Source organism: Streptomyces sp. SAT1, assembly GCF_001654495.1.
Taxonomy (GTDB): Bacteria; Actinomycetota; Actinomycetes; order Streptomycetales; family Streptomycetaceae; genus Streptomyces; species Streptomyces andamanensis.
This window is the reverse complement of the sequence record NZ_CP015849.1, coordinates 5,053,479-5,072,573: the sequence shown is the minus strand read 5'-3', so window position 1 is coordinate 5,072,573 and position 19,095 is coordinate 5,053,479. Positions and strand designations below refer to the sequence as shown.

Here is a 19,095-nt window from a genome sequence, read left to right as displayed (position 1 = left end):
GTACTCCCGCCCTCTACAGGTGTAGAAATAGGGGGTGCCCGAGCCCACCGACCAGCCGGCCGACCACCCCACCGGCCAGCCCCTCCCCCGCACCGACCGCACCGGCCGCCCCGCCGACCGGCGCACCGCCCTCGCCGACGCGGCGGTCGGCGTGCTGGCCGCCCACGGCATGCGCGGCCTCACCCACCGCGCCGTGGACCGCGCGGCCGGACTGCCGTCCGGCACCACCTCCGCGTACTACCGCACGCGCCGCGCCCTGCTCACCGCCCTGGTCCGGCGCCTGGTCGCCCTCGACCAGGCGGAGCTGGAGGAGGCGGCGCGGCGGGCGCCGGTGCCGCGCGACGCGGCGGACCTGGTGGCGGGCCTCGCCGCGCTCACCGCGCAGCGCCTGACGGGCGAGGGGCGGCAGCGCTCGCTGGCCCGCTACGCGTGCGCGATCGAGAGCGTGCACCACCCCGAACTCCGCGAGATCCTCACCCCGCGCGAGAACACGGCACGGGAGGCCGTACGCGCCGTCCTGACCGCGCACGGCGTCCCGGAGGCGGCCGCGGACGCCCGTACGGTCACCCTGCTGACCTGCGTGGACGGCCTGGTCTTCGACCGGCTGGTGCACGGCGGGCAGGTGTCGCCCGCGGAGCTGCGGGGCCTGGTGGCCGGTGCGCTGCGGACGGAAACGGCGGACGGCGCGGGCCGTTGATGCGAGGCTGGGGAAGATCGCGCACCCAGGGCCCGTCCCTCGACCCCGACGCAGGAGAATCCCCGGCATGGCCGTCATCCACCGCACCACCCTTGAGCCCACCAAGCTCGAACTGCTCACCGCCTGGCTGCCCTCGCGCCCGTGGTACGGCGGCGCCCCGCGGCCGGAGCTGAGCAACGCGGGCGGTTTCCGCCTGGACGACCCGAGCGGCGAGGTCGGCATCGAGTTCCTCGTCGTCAACGACACCTCCGGCCCGAGCCCGGCCGCCTATCTGGTGCCCCTCACCTACCGCGGCGCCCCGCTCGACGGCGCCGGACACGCGCTGGTCGGCACCATGGAGCACGGGGTGCTGGGCAGGCGCTGGGCCTACGACGGCTGCCACGACCCGGTGCTGGCCGCCCGGCTGGCCGCGCTGATCGAGGGCACGGCCCAGGCGCAGGCACAGCGCGTCAGCGACACCCCGGACCACGAGATCGTCCGCTCGTACACGGGCACGGCCCCGGCCGCCGCCGTCTTCCCGACGGTCACCGACACCCCGGAGGCCACCGAACTGACCGCGCCCGAGGGCACCGTGCTCCGGCTGGTCCGCGCCCTGAGCCCGGCCCCGGACGGCGCCCCGGTCCGCCCGCCGACGGCCGCCGGCCATGCCGCCGGCCCCTGGCGGCAGCCGGACGGCACCCGCGTCCGGGGGCTGTTCGCGGTCCTGCACACCGGCGCCGACGACTGACCGCGCCCGAAGCACCACGTGCGAGCGCCCGCCGGCGGAACCGGCGGGCGCTCGTGCGTGCGGGAGGGGCGGAGCCCGCCCTGTCACCGGATGAGGCCGCGCAACACGGGCACGCTCGCGCCGGAACTGGTCAGTCCGGCGATGACCGCGGCGGCCACCGGGGCGCCGGTGCGGGCGGTGAGGAAGCCCATGACGAGTCCGATGACGACCGCCGCGAGCAGGACGACGGTGGTGTGCAGGGAGAGGAACGGCGGGGCCGGGGGCTCCTGAGGGGAGGAACCGGCGGGCTGGGGTGTCCGAGTCGTGGTCATGGTCCGACTGTGCCGCCCACCGGGCCGTCGGCACGGCGGACCGAACAAGCCCGGAGAAGCCCGGTCGGCGGGCCCGCGCCGCCGTACGGCGGCGGAGCGCGGCGTACGCGCAGCACCGTCCCGCGCCGTTCGGAAATGTTCCGCCGGATTCGGTGCCGTACGGCCCGGCTCCTCTGACCTGGCTCGTCACGACGCGATGCCGGGGGGACGGCGGTCATGGAACACACACACGAGGCGCACGCGGACAGAGGCCACGAGCCGCACGCGGCCAGGCGTCACGAGCCGCACGCGGCCGGGGACACGGGCACCCGCGCGGACCCGGGCACGGACACCGTCGAGGAACTGCTGCGCGAGCAGTCCCGGCTGCTGCGGGAGCTGAAGGTGCGGGCGGGCGATCCGTCCCTGCGGACCATCGAGAAGCGGGCCGCGAAGCTCTTCGCCGACGAGCGCGCCTCCCTGCCGCCCGCCACGCAGAGCACCCTGTTCAACGGCGGCTACACCGGGCTGAACAAGCTGGTCTGGCTCGTCCGGGCGCTGATGTCCTGGGACCGGTACGGCAAGGAGTGCGCGCCGCCGGCCTACGGGGCGGCCGAACTGGATCCGTGGCACGAGCGGTGGGTGGCCCTCACCCAGGCGCGGGCGGCCCGCAGAAGCCACCGCGCCGCGAGCGCCCGTACGGCCGCCACCGCGGGCCCCGCGGACCCCGTGGACCCGCCGCCGCCCCACACGCACCCCGCCGACCCCGGGCCACCCGACGCCCCCGGGCCTCCCGCTTCGCCCCGGCCGCCCGCCGGCGCCCAGCCCCGGGGCAACCACGAACCGCCGCCCACGGCCGCCCCCGCCGGGACCGCACCCCCGCCCGGCCCTCCGGCCCCGGAGACCGGCCGCTCTCCCGCCCCGAGTGCCGGATGCCTCGCCACGCGGGCCGTCGCGCACGCCGTCGGGCGGGGCCATCCCATGGCCCTGCCCCCGCTGGAGGCGAGCGATCTGGTCGTCGCGGTGGCGTTCTCCCCCGGCGGAGCCCTGCTGGCCACCAGCAGCCGGGACGGCTGGGTGAGCCTGTGGGATCCGGTCACGCACGTGTTGGCGGCCAGGCTGCCGACCGGCCGTCAGGACGCCACGACCGCGCTGGCGTTCTCGCCCGACGGCCGCCTCCTGGCCGCCGGGGGCCCCGGCACGCTGGTCCGGCTGTGGGACCCGGCCACGCGCGCGGTGACCGGGCCGCCGCTCACCGGGCGCCACGGGACGGTCCGCGCGGTGGCCTTCTCACCGGACGGCGCCCTGCTGGCCGGGGCCTGCGAGGACGGCGCGGTGCGGCTGTGGGACCCGGTCGCCCGCGAGCCGGTGGGCGAGCCCCTGACCGGGCACCGGGACGATGTGCACGCGCTGGCGTTCTCCCCCGACGGCACCCTGCTGGCGACCGCCTCCCGCGACACCACGGTCCGGCTGTGGGACCCCGCCACCGGCGCCCCGGCGGGCGAGCCGCTGCACCATCAGGGGGCCGTCGTCACGGTCGCGTTCTCCCCGGACGGCACCCTTCTCGCCACCGGGGCCGGTGACCGGACCGTCCGGCTGTGGATGACTCCGGTGGCGGCCCGCCGTATGACCGGGGACGGACCGGCCCCGAGCGGCCCGGCCCGCACCGCCGGTCCCTCCTGAGGCGGTGATCGGCCCAGGTCGGGCCCGTCCGGGCCCGGCCCTCTCCCGCCGTGCCGTCCGCCCGGCGTCCGATCCGTATACCGAACATGAACTTCCGGACAACGAACGTTTTCCAGCCAACTTGATGACGCGCTCCTGACAAGCCACGGCCGCTCCTGCCAATCTTCCCCTCGGCCGTTCACCGTCACCCCACAGCACCCCCCACTTCTTCACGACGGCGACGCGGCCAACACCTCGCACGTCGCACCTGGTTCCGCGTTCCACGCAGTTCTGCCCGGACGGCTCACCGCGCGTCCGGACCTCCCCCCTGGCCGCGCGACCCGTGGCCACGCAGAAGGAGTCAGTGTTGAGTAGCAGCTCTCGCAGACGCACCTCCCACATCACCCACCGCCGGGCCGCGGGCATCGCCCTGGCCGGTGTCGCCGCGCTCGTCGCCACCGCCGTCCAGTCCGGCGCCGCGAGTGCCGCGCCGGCGCCGCACGCGGTCAAGCTCGCCCCGGCACACGTCGCCGTGAAGCTCACCGCCTCGCAGCGCGCCGAGCTGATCCGGGACGCGGACGGCGCCAAGGCCCGCACCGCCAAGGACCTGGGCCTGGGCGCCCAGGAGCAGCTGGCCGTCAAGGACGTCGTCAAGGACGCCGACGGCACGGTCCACACCCGCTACGAGCGCACCTACGCGGGCCTGCCGGTCCTCGGCGGCGACCTGATCGTCGACAGCGCGGCCTCGGGGAAGACCGAGCGGGTGCTCAAGGCGACGAACGCGGCGGTGAAGGTCGCGAGCCTCACCCCGAAGGTGGCGAAGGCGGCCGTCGAGCAGCACGCGGTGCAGCAGGCCAAGGCGCTGGGCAGCAGCAAGGCGTCGGTGGACCAGTCCTCCCGCAAGGTGATCTGGGCGGCCACCGGCAAGCCGGTGCTGGCCTACGAGACGGTGATCGGCGGCTTCCAGGACGACGGCACCCCGAACCAGCTGCACGTCATCACCGACGCGAGCACGGGCAAGGAGCTGTTCCGGTACCAGGGCATCGAGACCGGTGTCGGCAACACCCAGTACAGCGGCCAGGTCTCGCTGACGACGACCCAGTCCGGCTCGACGTACACCCTGAACGACGGGGCGCGCGGCGGCCACAAGACGTACAACCTGAACCACGGTTCGTCCGGCACCGGCACGCTGTTCTCCCAGTCCAACGACACCTGGGGCAACGGCACGACGTCGAACGCGGCCACCGCCGCCGCCGACGCCCACTACGGCGCCGCGATGACGTGGGACTTCTACAAGGACACCTTCGGCCGCAACGGCATCAAGAACAACGGCCAGGCCGCGTACTCCCGCGTCCACTACGGCAACGCGTACGTGAACGCGTTCTGGGACGACAGCTGCTTCTGCATGACGTACGGCGACGGCTCGGGCAACAACGACCCGCTGACCGAACTGGACGTCGCCGGCCACGAGATGAGCCACGGCGTCACCTCCAACACGGCCGGCCTCAACTACAGCGGCGAGTCGGGCGGCCTGAACGAGGCGACCTCCGACATCTTCGGCACCGGCGTCGAGTGGTACGCCAACAACGCCACCGACAAGGGCGACTACCTCCTCGGCGAGAAGATCGACATCAACGGCGACGGCACCCCGCTGCGCTACATGGACAAGCCCAGCAAGGACGGCGCCTCCGCCGACTCCTGGTACTCGGGCGTGGGCAACAAGGACGTGCACTACTCGTCCGGCATCGCCAACCACTTCTTCTACCTGCTGAGCGAGGGCAGCGGCGCCAAGACGATCAACGGCGTCAACTACGACTCGCCCACCGCGGACGGGCTGCCGGTCACCGGCATCGGCCGGGACAAGGCCCTCCAGATCTGGTACCGGGCGCTGACCACCAAGTTCACCTCGACCACCAACTACGCCTCGGCCCGCACCGGGACGCTCGCGGCGGCCGGTGAGCTGTACGGCACCTCCAGCACCGAGTACAAGGCCGTGCAGGACGCCTGGGCGGGCGTCGCGGTCGGTGCGCGCCCCGGCGGCGGCGACCCGCCCGGAGGCGGCTCCTCGTTCGAGAGCACCGCGGACGTGAACATCCCGGACTACGGTTCGGCGGTCACCTCGTCCATCACGGTCTCCGGGCGCACCGGCAACGCGCCGTCCAACCTCCAGGTCTCGGTGGACATCGTGCACTCCTGGAGCGGTGACCTCCAGATCGACCTGGTCGCCCCGAACGGCGCCACGGCCCGGCTGAAGAGCAGCGGCTACGACCCGACCCCGGACGTGCACCAGACCTACACGGTCAACGCGTCCTCGGTGGCGGCCAACGGCACCTGGAAGCTGCGCGTCCAGGACAAGGGCCCCGGCGACACCGGGTACATCGACGGCTGGAAGCTGACCTTCCCGTAAAGCCGGGCGAGGCGCCGCCCGGTGGGGGACCGAGGTCCCCCACCGGGCCCCGACTCCCCGAGGGCAGGGCGCCGCCGGCGGCGAGGAAGCACCCGGGGCGGCGCCCGTTCACATGGTCGAAACACGAATCGGACAGTCATTTTTCGGCCAACATCACCTCGGGGTCCTGACATGTACGCGCCCTTGATGTCACTCTCTCTGCACCCGCCGCACGAGCACAGCAACCGACCTTCCGTCCGGCCGGCACCCCCACGCCGGCCGGGCTCCCCCACATAAGGAGCTTGTGTGACCCCCCGCCTCATGCGTCACAAGCGCACCACGCTGGCCGTCGCCACCGCCGTCGCCGCCGGAGCCCTGCTCAGCACCGCCGTGACCACCAGCGCCTCGGCGCAGTCCCCGGTCACCCCGGCCGCGGCCCCCACCGCGCTCACCGCCTCCGCCCGCACCGCCCTGCTCCAGCAGGCGCAGGCCGACGCGTCCGGCACCGCCCGGCAGATAGGTCTCGGCGCCCAGGAGAAGCTGGTCGTCAAGGATGTCGTCAAGGACGCCGACGGCACGGTCCACACCCGCTACGAGCGCACCTACGCGGGCCTGCCGGTCCTCGGCGGCGACCTGATCGTGCACACCGCGAAGTCCGGTGCCACCGAAGGCGTCACCAAGGCCAACAACGCGGCCATCAAGGTCGCCTCGCTCACGCCGAAGGTCGCCGCGGCCAAGGCCGAGCAGCAGGCCGTGGGCCTCGCCAAGGACGCCGGTTCGGCGCAGACCACCGCAGACCAGGCCCCGCGCAAGGTGATCTGGGCGGGCAACGGCACGCCCGTCCTCGCCTACGAGACGGTCGTCGGCGGCCTCCAGGACGACGGCACCCCGAACCAGCTGCACGTCATCACCGACGCCGCCACCGGCAAGAAGCTCTACGAGTACCAGGGCATCGAGACCGGCACCGGCAAGACGCTGTACTCGGGCCAGGTGACCCTGACCACCACCAAGTCCGGCTCCACGTACCAGCTGACCGACGGCTCGCGCGGCGGTCACAAGACGTACAACCTGGCCCGCAAGACGTCCGGCACCGGCACGCTCTTCACCGACGCCGACGACGTGTGGGGCACCGGCACCGCCTCCAGCTCCACCTCCGACCAGACGGCCGCGGCCGACGCCGCCTACGGCGCCCAGGAGACCTGGGACTTCTACAAGAGCACCTTCGGCCGCAACGGCATCAAGAACAACGGCCAGGGCGCCTACTCCCGCGTCCACTACGGCAGCAACTACGTCAACGCCTTCTGGGACGACAGCTGCTTCTGCATGACGTACGGCGACGGCTCGGGCAACACCCACCCGCTGACCGCGCTGGACGTCGCGGGACACGAGATGAGCCACGGTGTCACCTCCAACACCGCGGGACTCAACTACACCGGTGAGTCCGGCGGTCTGAACGAGGCGACCTCCGACATCTTCGGCACCGGCGTCGAGTGGTTCGCCAACAACTCCGCCGACAAGGGCGACTACCTGATCGGCGAGAAGATCAACATCAACGGGGACGGCTCCCCGCTGCGCTACATGGACAAGCCCAGCAAGGACGGCGCCTCGGCGGACTACTGGTCCTCCACCGTCGGCAACAAGGACGTGCACTACTCCTCCGGCGTCGCCAACCACTTCTTCTACCTGCTGAGCGAGGGCAGCGGCGCGAAGACGGTCAACGGCGTCAGCTACAACTCGCCGACGTCCAACGGCGCCAAGGTCACCGGCATCGGCCGGGACAAGGCCCTCCAGATCTGGTACAAGGCGCTCACCACGTACATGACGTCGACCACCAACTACAAGGCCGCCCGCACGGCGACCCTGAACGCGGCGTCGGCCCTGTACGGCGCCTCCAGCACCGAGTACAAGGCGGTCGGAGCCGCCTGGTCCGGGGTCAACGTCAACTGACCCACCGGCCGCACGACACCACGGGCGGAACCCGGGACGCGCGTCTCCCGGGTTCCGCCCTACCCTTGGATCCCATGGCTCCCCAGGACTTCACCTACGAGGAGGTCGGTGCGACCCGCGAACAGGGCCACTGCCCGCCCGGCTTCCGCCCGCTGCACGTGCGCACCCGCATCGGCGAGGGCGAGGAGGTGTTCCGGCGGGCCGCCGAGGCCGTGTTCACCTGGGAGCTGCACCGCGCCGCCGGAGTGGGCATCGACACCGCCGCCGAGCGCGCCGCCCCCGGCGCCGAGGTCACCGTCACCCTCGCCGGGCTGATCAAGGCCCCCTGCCGGGTGGTCTGGACCACCGAGGAACCGCGCCGGGCCGGATGGGCGTACGGCACCCTGCCGGGCCACCCCGAGAGCGGCGAGGAGTCCTTCGTCGTCGACCGCACCGGCGACGGCACGGTCTGGCTGACCGTGACCGCCTTCAGCCGCCCCGCCAGGTGGTACGCCCGCGCGGGCGGCCCGGCCACCCGCGGCTTCCAGCACGCCTACGCCCGCCGCTGCGGCACCGTGCTGCGCCGCCTGTGCGCCGGCCTGGAGGACGGCACCTGACCGCCTGACCACCGGCCCGCCCGCCGGCCCGTTCCGCCCGCGCCGTTTCAGCGCAGCAGCACCCCCGCCCCGTCGCCGCCCGCGTCCTGCGGCGGCACCGTGACCAGGCCGAGTTCGGCGGGCGAGGCGAGCAGGCGGTGGTCCGGGAGGATCCGGACGGTGTAGCCGTAGGGGCCGGTGCGGTCGAGCGAGAGCGGGCCCTCGAAGACCCAGCGGCCGTCCGCGTCGGGGGCGCCCGCCGGTTTCAGCGCGACCACGGACGGGTCCGTGATCCGGTCCTCCTCGTCGACCCGCCCGGACACCGCCTGCACCTGCACGTCCTCGGGGCCGAGGGGTCCGAGACCGACCCGCACCCGCAGCCCCAGGGTCGCGCCCAGCTCCGCGGTGGCCGTGGACGCGGACCGCCCGGTGCGCTCGGCCGGCGGGCAGGACGTCTCCACATGGTCGACGCTCACCTCGTGCCAGCCCGCCCGCACCCGCGCCTTCCAGGCCGCCAGCTCACGCGCCGCCGAGGCGTCCAGGGCGCGGTGCGCGTGCGCGGCCGGGGTGTACAGCCGCTCGACGTACTCCCGGACCATGCGTCCGGCCAGCACCTTCGGTCCCAGCAGGGTCAGCGTCCTGCGGACCATCTCGATCCAGCGGTCGGGCAGCCCGGCCCGGCCGCGCTCGTAGAAGCGGGGCGCGATGCGCCGCTCCAGCAGCTCGTACAGCGCGGCGGCCTCGACCTCGTCGCGGTGATCGGCCTCCGCCCCCGCCGTCGCGGGCAGCGGCGAGCCGCCGTCCGCGGTCGGAACGGCCCAGCCGAAGTCGCTCTGATACCACTCGTCCCACCAGCCGTCCAGCACCGACAGGTTGAGGCAGCCGTTGAGCGCGGCCTTCATCCCGGAGGTGCCGCACGCCTCCAGCGGGCGCAGCGGATTGTTCAGCCAGACGTCGCAGCCGTGGTACAGCTTCTGCGCCATCGCCATGCCGTAGTCCGGCAGGAACACGATCCGGTGCCGCACCCGCGGGTCGTCGGCGAAGCGCACCAGCTCCTGGATGAGCCGCTTGCCGCCGTCGTCCGCCGGGTGCGCCTTGCCCGCGACCACGATCTGCACCGGCCGCTCGGGGTGCAGCAGCAGGTCCATCAGCCGGTCCCGGTCGCGCAGCATCAGCGTGAGCCGCTTGTACGAGGGGACCCGGCGCGCGAAGCCGATGGTCAGCACCTCGGGATCCAGCACGCCGTCGACCCAGCCCAGCTCGGCCGGGCCCGCGCCGCGCTGCCGCCAGGCCGCCGCCACCCGGTGGCGCACCTCGCTCACCAGTTGCTCGCGCAGCTCGCGGCGCAGCTCCCAGATGTCCTCGTCGGGGATGTCGGCCACCGAGTCCCAGCGGTCGGAGCCGCCCACGGACAGCGCGTCCTCGGCCCGCTGGGCGCCGATCTGCCGGGCGCCGAGCCGGAACACCTCGGGCGCCACCCAGGTCGGGGCGTGCACCCCGTTGGTGACCGAGGTGATCGGCACCTCCTCGGGCCCGAAGCCCGGCCAGAGGCCGGCGAACATCTCCCGGCTGACCTGCCCGTGCAGCAGGGACACCCCGTTGGCGCGCTGGGCGAGCCTGAGCCCCATCACCGCCATGTTGAACAGGTTCGGCTCGCCGCCCGGGTAGGTCTCCATGCCCAGCCCGAGGACGCGTTCGACGTCGATGCGGGGCAGCTCGGCGTCGGGCCCGAAGTGCCGGGCGACCAGCTCCCGGTCGAAGCGGTCGATGCCGGCCGGGACGGGCGTGTGGGTGGTGAAGACCGTGCCCGCGCGCACCGCCTCCAGGGCCGCGTCGAAGTCCAGGCCCTGGTCGCCCAGCTCCGCGATCCGCTCCAGGCCGAGGAAGCCCGCGTGTCCCTCGTTGGTGTGGAACACCTCCGGCCCGGGATGCCCGGTGAGCCGGCAGTACGTCCGCACCGCACGCACCCCTCCTATACCCAGCAGCATCTCCTGGAGCAGACGGTGCTCGCTGCCCCCTCCGTACAGCCGGTCGGTCACCTGGCGCTCGCCGAGGTCGTTCTCCTCGACGTCGGAGTCGAGGAGGAGCAGCGGGATCCGGCCAACCTGGGCCAGCCAGATCCGGGCGTGCAGGGCCCTGCCGCGGGGCAGGGCGAGCGAGACCCTGGCAGGGCTGCCGTCGGCCTCGCGCAGCTGCGTGACGGGCAGCTCGTTGGGGTCCAGGACCGGGTAGTGCTCCTGCTGCCAGCCGTCCCGGGACAGGGACTGCCGGAAGTATCCGTGCCGGTACAGCAGCCCGACCCCGATCAGGGGTACGCCCAGGTCACTGGCGGCCTTGAGATGGTCGCCCGCGAGGATGCCGAGGCCGCCGGAGTACTGCGGCAGGGCCGCGGTGATGCCGAACTCGGGAGAGAAGTAGGCGATGCCGGCGGGCAGTCCCGCGGGCTGCGCCTGGTACCAGCGCTCGCCGGTCAGGTAGTCGCGCAGGTCGTCGGCGGCGGCGGTCAGCCGGCGCAGGAAGCGCCGGTCGGCGGCCAGCTCCGCCAGCCGGGCCGGGGGCACACAGCCCAGCAGGCGGACCGGGTCGCCGCCGCAGGAGGCCCAGTGCTCCGGGTCCGCGGACTGGAAGAGGTCGCGCGTCTCCGCATGCCATGACCAGCGCAGATTGCGGGCCAGCTCGCTGAGCGGTCGTAGGGGTTCGGGGAGAACGGGACGGACGGTGAACCGACGGATCGCCTTCACATTCCACCTCGGCGCGTTCGCTGATGGACGCACGGCACGGTGCGCTTCGCCGCCAGGACGCACGGCACTGTGCGCCCCGTCACACAGCACCGTACCGGTGACCGTACGGATGCCGCCGCGCTCGGCGCCGCCGGGTGGCTCAAGACGAGGCCAACTTTGTGTGTGGACATACGCGCGGGTAGTTAACAAAGTCCCGGATTGCTCACCCGAAGGGGGTGGGAAGGCTCCTGCGGTACGCCCAAACTCTTCCGGTACACCCGGAAGACGGACCCCGCAGGACCCACCTCCCCCACGCACATCCGCCCACACCCTCGTTGATGCGGACAGGAGCGGTCATGCCCAGCAGGCAGCACCCGGCACCATCCCCGGCAGGCGGCAGGAAAGGCACCCGGCGCCCCCGCGCGGCGGGCCCGCCCGCCCCCGAGGAACAGACAGCTCAGGCGGCCCGGACGGCCCAGGCGGCTCAAGCGGCCTCGGAGGATCCGGCCGTCCCGGCCGTCCCGGAGGAGGCCGCGCCCCCGCCACCGGCCGCGCCGAAGGACGCACCGGAGACCGCGCCCGAAGTCGCGCCCACCGCCGTCGGACGGATCCCCGTCCTCGACGTGCGGCCGGTCGTCCAGCACGGCCGCAGGCCCGCCAAGGCGGTGACCGGGGAGTCCTTCCAGGTCACCGCCACCGTGTTCGGCGAGGGGCACGACGCGGTCGCGGCGAACGTGGTGCTGTGCGATCCGGCGGGCCGGCCGGGGCCGTGGACGCCGATGCGCGAGCTGGCCCCGGGCACCGACCGCTGGGGCGCCGAGGTCACCCCGACCGCGACCGGCCGCTGGACCTACCACGTCGAGGCATGGGCCGACCCCGTCACCACCTGGCGGCGGCACGCCCGCATCAAGATCCCGGCCGGGATCGACACCGAGCTGGTGCTGACCGAGGGCGCGCTGCTGTACGGGCGGGCCGCCGCCGGAGTGCCGAAGGGCCCGGAGCGGGACACCGTGCTGGCCGCCGAGGAGGCGCTGCGGGACACTCGGCGCCCGGCCGCGTCCCGGCTGTCGGCGGCGTTGACGCCGGAGGTGGACGCGGTCCTGGCCCGCCACCCCCTGCGCGACCTGGTCACCGCCTCCCAGCCGCTCCCGCTCCAGGTCGAACGCGAACGCGCCCTCTACAGCGCCTGGTACGAGTTCTTCCCCCGCTCCGAAGGCACCCCCGACCAGCCCCACGGCACCCTGCGCACCGCCGAACGCCGCCTGCCCGCCATCGCCGCCATGGGCTTCGACGTCGTCTACCTCCCCCCCGTCCACCCCATCGGCACCACTCACCGCAAAGGCCCCGACAACACCCTCACCGCCGGCCCCCACGACGTCGGCGTCCCCTGGGCCATCGGCTCACCCGAAGGCGGCCACGACACCGTCCACCCCCGCCTGGGCACCCTCGACGACTTCGACCACTTCACCGCCCGCGCCCGCGAACTCGGCCTCGAAGTCGCCCTCGACCTCGCCCTCCAGTGCTCCCCCGACCACCCCTGGGTCCACAAACACCCCCAGTGGTTCCACCACCGCCCCGACGGCACCATCGCCCACGCCGAGAACCCCCCCAAGAAATACCAGGACATCTACCCCCTGGCCTTCGACACCGACATGGACGGCCTCGTCACCGAGACCGTCCGCATCGTCCGCCACTGGATGCACCACGGCGTCCGCATCTTCCGCGTCGACAACCCCCACACCAAACCCGTCGCCTTCTGGGAACGCGTCCTCGGCGACATCAACACCACCGACCCCGACGTCATCTTCCTCGCCGAGGCATTCACCCGCCCCGCGATGATGCACACCCTCGCCCAGATCGGCTTCCAGCAGTCCTACACCTACTTCACCTGGCGCACCACGAAACAGGAACTCACCGACTACCTGACGGAACTGTCGGGCGAGGCGGCCGCCTACATGCGCCCCAACCTCTTCCCCAACACCCCCGACATCCTCCACGCCTACCTCCAGCACGGCGGCCGCCCCGCCTTCGAGGTCCGCGCCGTCCTCGCCGCCACCCTCTCCCCCTCCTGGGGCATCTACAGCGGCTACGAACTCTGCGAGAACACCCCCCTCACACAGGGCGGCGAGGAATACCTCCACTCCGAGAAATACCAGCTCAGACCACGCGACTGGGACACCGCCGAACGCGAGGGCCGCACCATCACCCCCCTCATCACCCGCCTCAACGACATCCGGCGCCGCAGTCCGGCCCTGCACCAGCTGCGCGACCTGCACTTCCACCACGTGGACAAGGACGAGGTGATCGCCTACTCCAAGCGGAGCGGATCGAACACGGTTCTGGTGGTCGCCAACCTCGATCCGCACCACACCCAGGAGGCCACGGTCTCGTTGGACATGCCGCAACTCGGCCTGGAATGGCACGAGTCGGTGCCGGTGCGCGACGAGCTGACCGGCGAGACCTATCACTGGGGCAGGGCCAACTATGTGCGACTGGAGCCGGGGCATCGGCCCGCGCACGTGCTCACCGTCCTGCGACCGTCCACCCCGCAGATCGGAGGGTCACCCACAACATGATCGTCAACGAGCCCGTTCCGGACACCTTCGAGGACACTCCCGCCCAGGACCGCGACCCTGAGTGGTTCAAGCGCGCCGTCTTCTACGAGGTCCTGGTCCGCTCCTTCCAGGACAGCAACGGCGACGGCATCGGCGACCTGAAGGGCCTGACCGCCAAACTGGACTACCTCCAGTGGCTCGGCGTGGACTGCCTCTGGCTCCCGCCGTTCTTCAAGTCACCGCTGAGAGACGGCGGTTACGACGTCTCCGACTACACCGCCGTGCTGCCCGACTTCGGCGACCTCGCCGACTTCGTCGAGTTCGTCGACGCCGCCCACCAGCGCGGCATGCGCGTCATCATCGACTTCGTCATGAACCACACCAGCGACCAGCACCCCTGGTTCCAGGAGTCCAGAAGGGATCCCGACGGACCGTACGGCGACTACTACGTCTGGGCCGACGACGACAAGCAGTACCAGGGTGCCCGCATCATCTTCGTGGACACCGAGGCGTCCAACTGGACGTACGACCCGGTACGCAAGCAGTACTACTGGCACCGCTTCTTCTCGCACCAGCCGGATCTGAACTACGAGAACCCGGCCGTGCAGGAGGAGATGATCTCGGCGCTGAAGTTCTGGCTGGATCTCGGCATCGACGGATTCCGCCTCGACGCGGTGCCCTACCTGTACCAGCAGGAGGGCACCAACTGCGAGAACCTCCCGGCCACGCACGCCTTCCTCAAGCGGGTGCGCAAGGAGATCGACAGCCAGTACCCGGACACGGTGCTGCTGGCCGAGGCGAACCAGTGGCCGGAGGACGTCGTCGACTACTTCGGCGACTACAGCGCCGGCGGCGACGAGTGCCACATGGCGTTCCACTTCCCGGTGATGCCGAGGATCTTCATGGCGGTGCGGCGCGAGAGCCGCTACCCGGTCTCGGAGATCCTGGCGAAGACCCCGGCGATCCCCGCGCACTGCCAGTGGGGGATCTTCCTGCGCAACCACGACGAGCTGACCCTGGAGATGGTCACCGACGAGGAGCGCGACTACATGTGGGCCGAGTACGCCAAGGACCCCCGCATGCGCGCCAACATCGGCATCCGCCGCCGCCTGGCCCCCCTCCTGGACAACGACCGCAACCAGATCGAACTCTTCACCGCCCTGCTCCTGTCCCTGCCCGGCAGCCCGATCCTCTACTACGGCGACGAGATCGGCATGGGCGACAACATCTGGCTCGGCGACCGCGACGCCGTACGCACCCCCATGCAGTGGACCCCCGACCGCAACGCCGGCTTCTCCTCCAGCGACCCCGGCCGCCTCTACCTCCCCACGATCATGGACCCCGTCTACGGCTACCAGGTCACCAACGTCGAGGCATCCATGTCCTCCCCCTCCTCGCTGCTGCACTGGACCCGCCGCATGATCGAGATCCGCAAGCAGAACCCCGCCTTCGGACTCGGCACCTACACCGAACTCACCTCCTCCAACCCCGCCGTCCTCGCCTTCCTCCGCGAAGCCCCCCCGAACGGGGAAGGAGACGACGACCTCGTGCTGTGCGTGCACAACTTCTCCCGCTTCGCCCAGCCCACGGAGGTCGACCTGAGCGCCTTCCTCGGACGGCACCCGGTCGAGCTGTTCGGCGGCGTGCGCTTCCCGGCCATCGGCGAGCTGCCGTACCTGCTGACGCTGGCGGGACACGGCTTCTACTGGTTCCGGCTGCGCAAGGAGGCCGTCTAGGGCCTGCGGGGCGGTTTCCGCCGCCCCGCACGCGGGCACGCGTGAGTCACACTCGACCAGCGATTGGACGCGACGCCATGTCGGAAGCCATGTCGCAAGCCGTCACACGCTCTGTCACCGCCGGCAGCGCCGGCCTCCTCGCGTCCCTGGACCCGCTGCTGCGCGAGTGGCTGCCCCGGCAGCGCTGGTTCGCGGGCAAGGGCCGCCCGGTCACCGGATTCTCCCTGGTCACGGCCACCGAGCTGCTCCCGCTCGACGGCAGGCTCGGCCTCTACCACCTGCTGGTCCGCGCCCACCAGCCGCCCTCCCCCGCCCCCGGCGGCGTCCCGCACCCCGGCGACTGCTACCAGCTGCTCATAGGTGTGCGCGAGGCGCTGCCCCCCAGACTGGCGCCCGCGCTCATCGGCCATGTCCACGACGGCCCGCTCGCCGGGCGCACCGTGTACGAGGCGCTGTACGACCCCCGGCCCGCCGAGGTGATCCTGGAGGCCCTGCGCACCCGGGCCCGCATCGGCGGGCTGCGCTGTGAGCGGCGCGCGGAGATACGCGCCGACCTGGTCCCGCGCGTGGTCACCGCCGAGCAGTCCAACTCGTCGGTGGTCTACGGGGACGCCTTCATCCTGAAGCTGTTCCGCCGGGTGCTGCCCGGGGTGAACCCCGATCTGGAACTGCCGCTCGCGCTGGCCCGCGAGGGCTGCCCGCGCGTCCCGGCGCCCACCGCGTGGATGACCGCCGACGTCGGGGAGGACTCGTACGTCCTCGGGGTGCTCCAGCCCTTCGTGCGGGGCGCAACGGACGGCTGGGAGCTGGCGCTGCGCGAGCTGGCCAAGGGCGAGGACTTCACCGCCGAGGCGCGGGCGCTGGGCCGCGCCACGGCCGAGGTGCACGGGGCGCTGGCCCGCGCGCTGCCCACGGTCAGCCTGGCCCGGCTCCAGCTCACCGCGCTGGTCGACGCCATGGCCGAACGCCTGGAGGCGGCGGCCCAGGCGGTCCCGGCGCTGCGGCCCCACGCCCCGGGGCTGCACACCGCCTACGAGGCGCTGGCCGACCTGGCGGCCGAGGGCCACACCTGGACCGCCCAGCGCATCCACGGCGACCTGCACCTGGGGCAGTGCCTGCGCTCCCCGGCCGGCCGGTGGTCGCTGATCGACTTCGAGGGCGAGCCGGCCAGACCGCTGGCCGAGCGGCGGATGGCCCAGCCCGTGGTCCGGGACGTCGCGGGGATGCTGCGCTCCTTCGACTACGCGGCGCACTCGGCGGGCGGCCCGCCGGCCCCGCGCTGGGCGGCGGCCTGCCGTGCCGCGTACTGCGCCGGGTACGCGGAGGGCGGCGGCCGCGACCCGCGCACGGACCCGGTGCTGCTGCGGGCCTGCGAGACCGACAAGGCGGTCTACGAGGTCGTCTACGAGGCCCGGCACCGCCCCGACTGGCTGCCGGTGCCGCTCGCGGCGGTGCGCCGCCTGGCCTCGGACCCCGGCTCCGCCGCCTGACCCGCCCGCCGCGCCCCGCCCGGCCCGGCCCCGCCGCTCTCTTCGAGGAGGCCCCGCACGTGACTGCCCGTCCCCCCGCCCGTGGTCCGGTCCCGCAGCAGCAGCCCGGGGCGCCCGCGCGGGCGGTGTCCGCCGCCCTCGGCACCGAGGACCGCGAGCGGCTGCTCGCCGGCACCCACCACGATCCGCACTCCGTGCTCGGCGCGCACCCCGTGCCCGGGGGCGTCGCGGTGCGGGCGCTGCGCCCGTACGCGCTCGGCGTCGCCGTCCTGGCCGGTGACCTCCAGCTGGAGCTGACCCACGACGGGCAGGGCTTCTTCTCGGGGCTGCTGCCGCTGCGGGAGGTGCCGGAGTACCGGTTGGAGGTGGCGTACGAGGGGTCCGTGGTGCGCGCCGAGGACCCGTACCGCTTCCTGCCCGCGCTCGGCGAGCTGGATCTGCATCTGATCGGCGAGGGGCGGCACGAGGAGCTGTGGCGGGCGCTCGGCGCCGAGCCGATGACCCACCAGGGCGTCGAGGGCACCCGGTTCACGGTGTGGGCGCCCGACGCGCGGGGCGTGCGGGTGGCCGGCGGCTTCGACTTCTGGGACGGCACCGCGTACCCGATGCGGTCGCTGGGCGGCACCGGGGTGTGGGAGCTGTTCGTGCCCGGTGTCGGGGAGGGCGAGCTGTACAAGTTCGAGATCACCCGGCCGGACGGGACGCGGACGCTGCGCGCCGATCCGCTGGCGCGGCGCACCGAGGTCCCGCCGGCCACCTCCTCCGTCGTGCACGCCTCGCACTACGAGTGGGGCGACGCGGAGTGGCTGGCGCGGCGCGGCGAACGGCCCGCGCACGAGGCGCCGTTCTCGGTGTACGAGCTGCACCTGCCGTCCTGGCGACCGGGCCTGACGTACCGTCAACTGGCGGACCAACTGCCCGCGTACGTCGCGGACCTGGGCTTCACGCACGTGGAGCTGATGCCGGTCGCCGAGCATCCCTTCGGCGGCTCCTGGGGCTACCAGGTCACCGGTTTCTACGCGCCCACCGCGCGGCTGGGCACGCCGGACGACTTCAGGTATCTGGTGGACGCGCTGCACCGGGCGGGCATCGGCGTCATCGTGGACTGGGTGCCCGCGCACTTCCCGCGCGACGCGTGGGCGCTGGCCGAGTTCGACGGGCGCCCGCTGTACGAGCACTCCGACCCGCTGCGGGCCGCCCATCCCGACTGGGGCACCCTGGAGTTCGACTTCGGCCGCCGCGAGGTGCGCAACTTCCTCGTCGCCAACGCGGTGTACTGGTGCGAGGAGTTCCACATCGACGGGCTGCGGGTGGACGCGGTCGCCTCGATGCTCTACCTCGACTACTCACGCGAGCCGGGGCAGTGGACGCCCAACGAGCACGGCGGCCGGGAGAACCTGGACGCGGTGGCGTTCCTCCAGGAGATGAACGCCACCGTGTACCGAAGGGTGCCCGGTGTGGTGACCGTCGCCGAGGAGTCCACCGCCTGGGACGGCGTCACCCGGGCCACGCACCACCGCGGTCCGTCCGGCTTCGGCGGCCTGGGCTTCGGGCTGAAGTGGAACATGGGCTGGATGCACGACTCGCTCCAGTACATGAGCCACGACCCCGTGCACCGCGCCCACCACCACGGGGAGATGACCTTCTCCATGGTGTACGCCTACAGCGAGAACTACGTGCTGCCCCTCTCCCACGACGAGGTGGTGCACGGCAAGAAGTCGCTGGTGTCCAAGATGCCGGGCGACTGGTGGCGGCAGCGGGCCGACCTGCGCGCCTACCTCGCCTTCATGTGGTCCCACCCCGGCAAGCAACTCCTCTTCATGGGCCAGGAGTTCGCCCAGGGCACCGAGTGGTCCGAGGAGCGCGGCCCGGACTGGTGGCTGCTCGATCTGTCCTACGGCGCCGCCGCCGACCACCGGGGCGTGCTGGACCTGGTCCGCGACCTCAACTCCCGTTACCGCGCGACCCCGGCCCTGTGGGAGCGGGACGCCCACCCCGACGGCTTCGAGTGGATCACCAGCGACGCGGCCGACGACAACGTGCTCGCCTTCCTGCGCCGCGCCGCCGACGGCACCCCGCTGCTCGCCGTGTCCAACTTCTCCCCGGTCGTCCGCCACGACTACCGCCTCGGCGTCCCCGCCGAGGTGCCCGCCTGGCGCGAGACCCTCAACACCGACGCCACCCGCTACGGCGGCAGCGGCGTCACCCACCCGGACCCGCTCACCCCTTCCCCCACCCCCTGGCACGGCCGCCCGGCATCCGTCCGCCTCACCCTGCCACCCCTGGCGACGGTGTGGCTGAGCCCGGCGTGAG

The 19,095-nt window shown here is 72.9% G+C and carries 12 protein-coding genes; 10 read left to right on the top strand and 2 right to left on the bottom strand.

Features of this window, described 5'->3' with window-relative positions; translation table 11 throughout:
* Window positions 1–151 precede the first annotated feature (151 nt).
* Window positions 152–697, top strand: coding sequence for a TetR/AcrR family transcriptional regulator (locus A8713_RS22010; protein ID WP_064537646.1), 546 nt, complete (start codon window positions 152–154; stop codon window positions 695–697).
* A gap of 67 nt (window positions 698–764) precedes the next feature.
* Window positions 765–1,424, top strand: coding sequence for a maltokinase N-terminal cap-like domain-containing protein (locus A8713_RS22005; protein ID WP_064535341.1), 660 nt, complete (start codon window positions 765–767; stop codon window positions 1,422–1,424).
* An 83-nt stretch (window positions 1,425–1,507) separates the two neighbouring features.
* Here the strand turns inward: A8713_RS22005 and A8713_RS22000 are convergent, their stop codons facing one another.
* Window positions 1,508–1,735 (bottom strand): hypothetical protein, encoded by a 228-nt coding sequence (locus A8713_RS22000; RefSeq protein WP_064535340.1) that lies wholly within the window; start codon window positions 1,733–1,735, stop codon window positions 1,508–1,510.
* Window positions 1,736–1,951: 216 nt separating this feature from the next.
* On the opposite strand from A8713_RS22000, the gene A8713_RS21995 reads away from it, so the two are divergent.
* The 4 genes from A8713_RS21995 (at window position 1,952) to A8713_RS21980 (ending at window position 8,302) form a co-directional block, all read left to right on the top strand.
* A complete protein-coding gene (locus tag A8713_RS21995) occupies window positions 1,952–3,394 on the top strand; it encodes a WD40 repeat domain-containing protein (protein WP_064535339.1) in 1,443 nt (480 codons plus the stop codon).
* Window positions 3,395–3,737: 343 nt separating this feature from the next.
* Window positions 3,738–5,780 (top strand): M4 family metallopeptidase, encoded by a 2,043-nt coding sequence (locus A8713_RS21990; RefSeq protein ID WP_064535338.1) that lies wholly within the window; start codon window positions 3,738–3,740, stop codon window positions 5,778–5,780.
* Window positions 5,781–6,065: 285 nt separating this feature from the next.
* Window positions 6,066–7,706, top strand: coding sequence for a M4 family metallopeptidase (locus A8713_RS21985; protein ID WP_064535337.1), 1,641 nt, complete (start codon window positions 6,066–6,068; stop codon window positions 7,704–7,706).
* A 74-nt stretch (window positions 7,707–7,780) separates the two neighbouring features.
* Window positions 7,781–8,302, top strand: coding sequence for a DUF1990 family protein (locus A8713_RS21980; RefSeq protein ID WP_064535336.1), 522 nt, complete (start codon window positions 7,781–7,783; stop codon window positions 8,300–8,302).
* A 47-nt stretch (window positions 8,303–8,349) separates the two neighbouring features.
* Here A8713_RS21980 and A8713_RS21975 read toward each other — a convergent pair whose 3' ends face one another.
* Window positions 8,350–11,022, bottom strand: coding sequence for a glycosyltransferase family 1 protein (locus A8713_RS21975; RefSeq protein WP_064535335.1), 2,673 nt, complete (start codon window positions 11,020–11,022; stop codon window positions 8,350–8,352).
* 335 nt (window positions 11,023–11,357) lie between these two features.
* Here A8713_RS21975 and A8713_RS21970 point away from each other — a divergent pair, with 335 nt between their 5' ends.
* The 4 genes from A8713_RS21970 (at window position 11,358) to glgB (ending at window position 19,094) form a co-directional block, all read left to right on the top strand.
* On the top strand, window positions 11,358–13,577 hold the full coding sequence (locus A8713_RS21970) for an alpha-1,4-glucan--maltose-1-phosphate maltosyltransferase (RefSeq protein ID WP_079159074.1): 2,220 nt from the start codon (window positions 11,358–11,360) through the stop codon (window positions 13,575–13,577).
* Window positions 13,574–15,292, top strand: coding sequence for a maltose alpha-D-glucosyltransferase (gene treS / locus A8713_RS21965; protein ID WP_064535334.1), 1,719 nt, complete (start codon window positions 13,574–13,576; stop codon window positions 15,290–15,292). The genes A8713_RS21970 and treS overlap by 4 nt, the downstream gene beginning before the upstream one ends.
* 89 nt (window positions 15,293–15,381) lie before the next feature.
* Window positions 15,382–16,782, top strand: a complete 1,401-nt coding sequence (locus tag A8713_RS21960; RefSeq protein ID WP_064535333.1) for a maltokinase N-terminal cap-like domain-containing protein — start codon at window positions 15,382–15,384, stop codon at window positions 16,780–16,782.
* Between the two features lie 59 nt (window positions 16,783–16,841).
* On the top strand, window positions 16,842–19,094 hold the full coding sequence (glgB, locus tag A8713_RS21950; RefSeq protein WP_443069740.1) for a 1,4-alpha-glucan branching enzyme: 2,253 nt from the start codon (window positions 16,842–16,844) through the stop codon (window positions 19,092–19,094).
* The last annotated feature ends 1 nt before the right edge of the window (window position 19,095 follow it).

Coding starts and splice junctions, on each gene's coding strand:
- A8713_RS22005 (WP_064535341.1), top strand. CDS start 765: ATGGCCGTCATCCACCGCACCACCCTTGAGCCCACCAAGCTCGAACTG.
- A8713_RS22000 (WP_064535340.1), bottom strand. CDS start 1,735: ATGACCACGACTCGGACACCCCAGCCCGCCGGTTCCTCCCCTCAGGAG.
- A8713_RS21995 (WP_064535339.1), top strand. CDS start 1,952: ATGGAACACACACACGAGGCGCACGCGGACAGAGGCCACGAGCCGCAC.
- A8713_RS21980 (WP_064535336.1), top strand. CDS start 7,781: ATGGCTCCCCAGGACTTCACCTACGAGGAGGTCGGTGCGACCCGCGAA.
- A8713_RS21970 (WP_079159074.1), top strand. CDS start 11,358: ATGCCCAGCAGGCAGCACCCGGCACCATCCCCGGCAGGCGGCAGGAAA.
- treS (WP_064535334.1), top strand. CDS start 13,574: ATGATCGTCAACGAGCCCGTTCCGGACACCTTCGAGGACACTCCCGCC.
- A8713_RS21960 (WP_064535333.1), top strand. CDS start 15,382: ATGTCGCAAGCCGTCACACGCTCTGTCACCGCCGGCAGCGCCGGCCTC.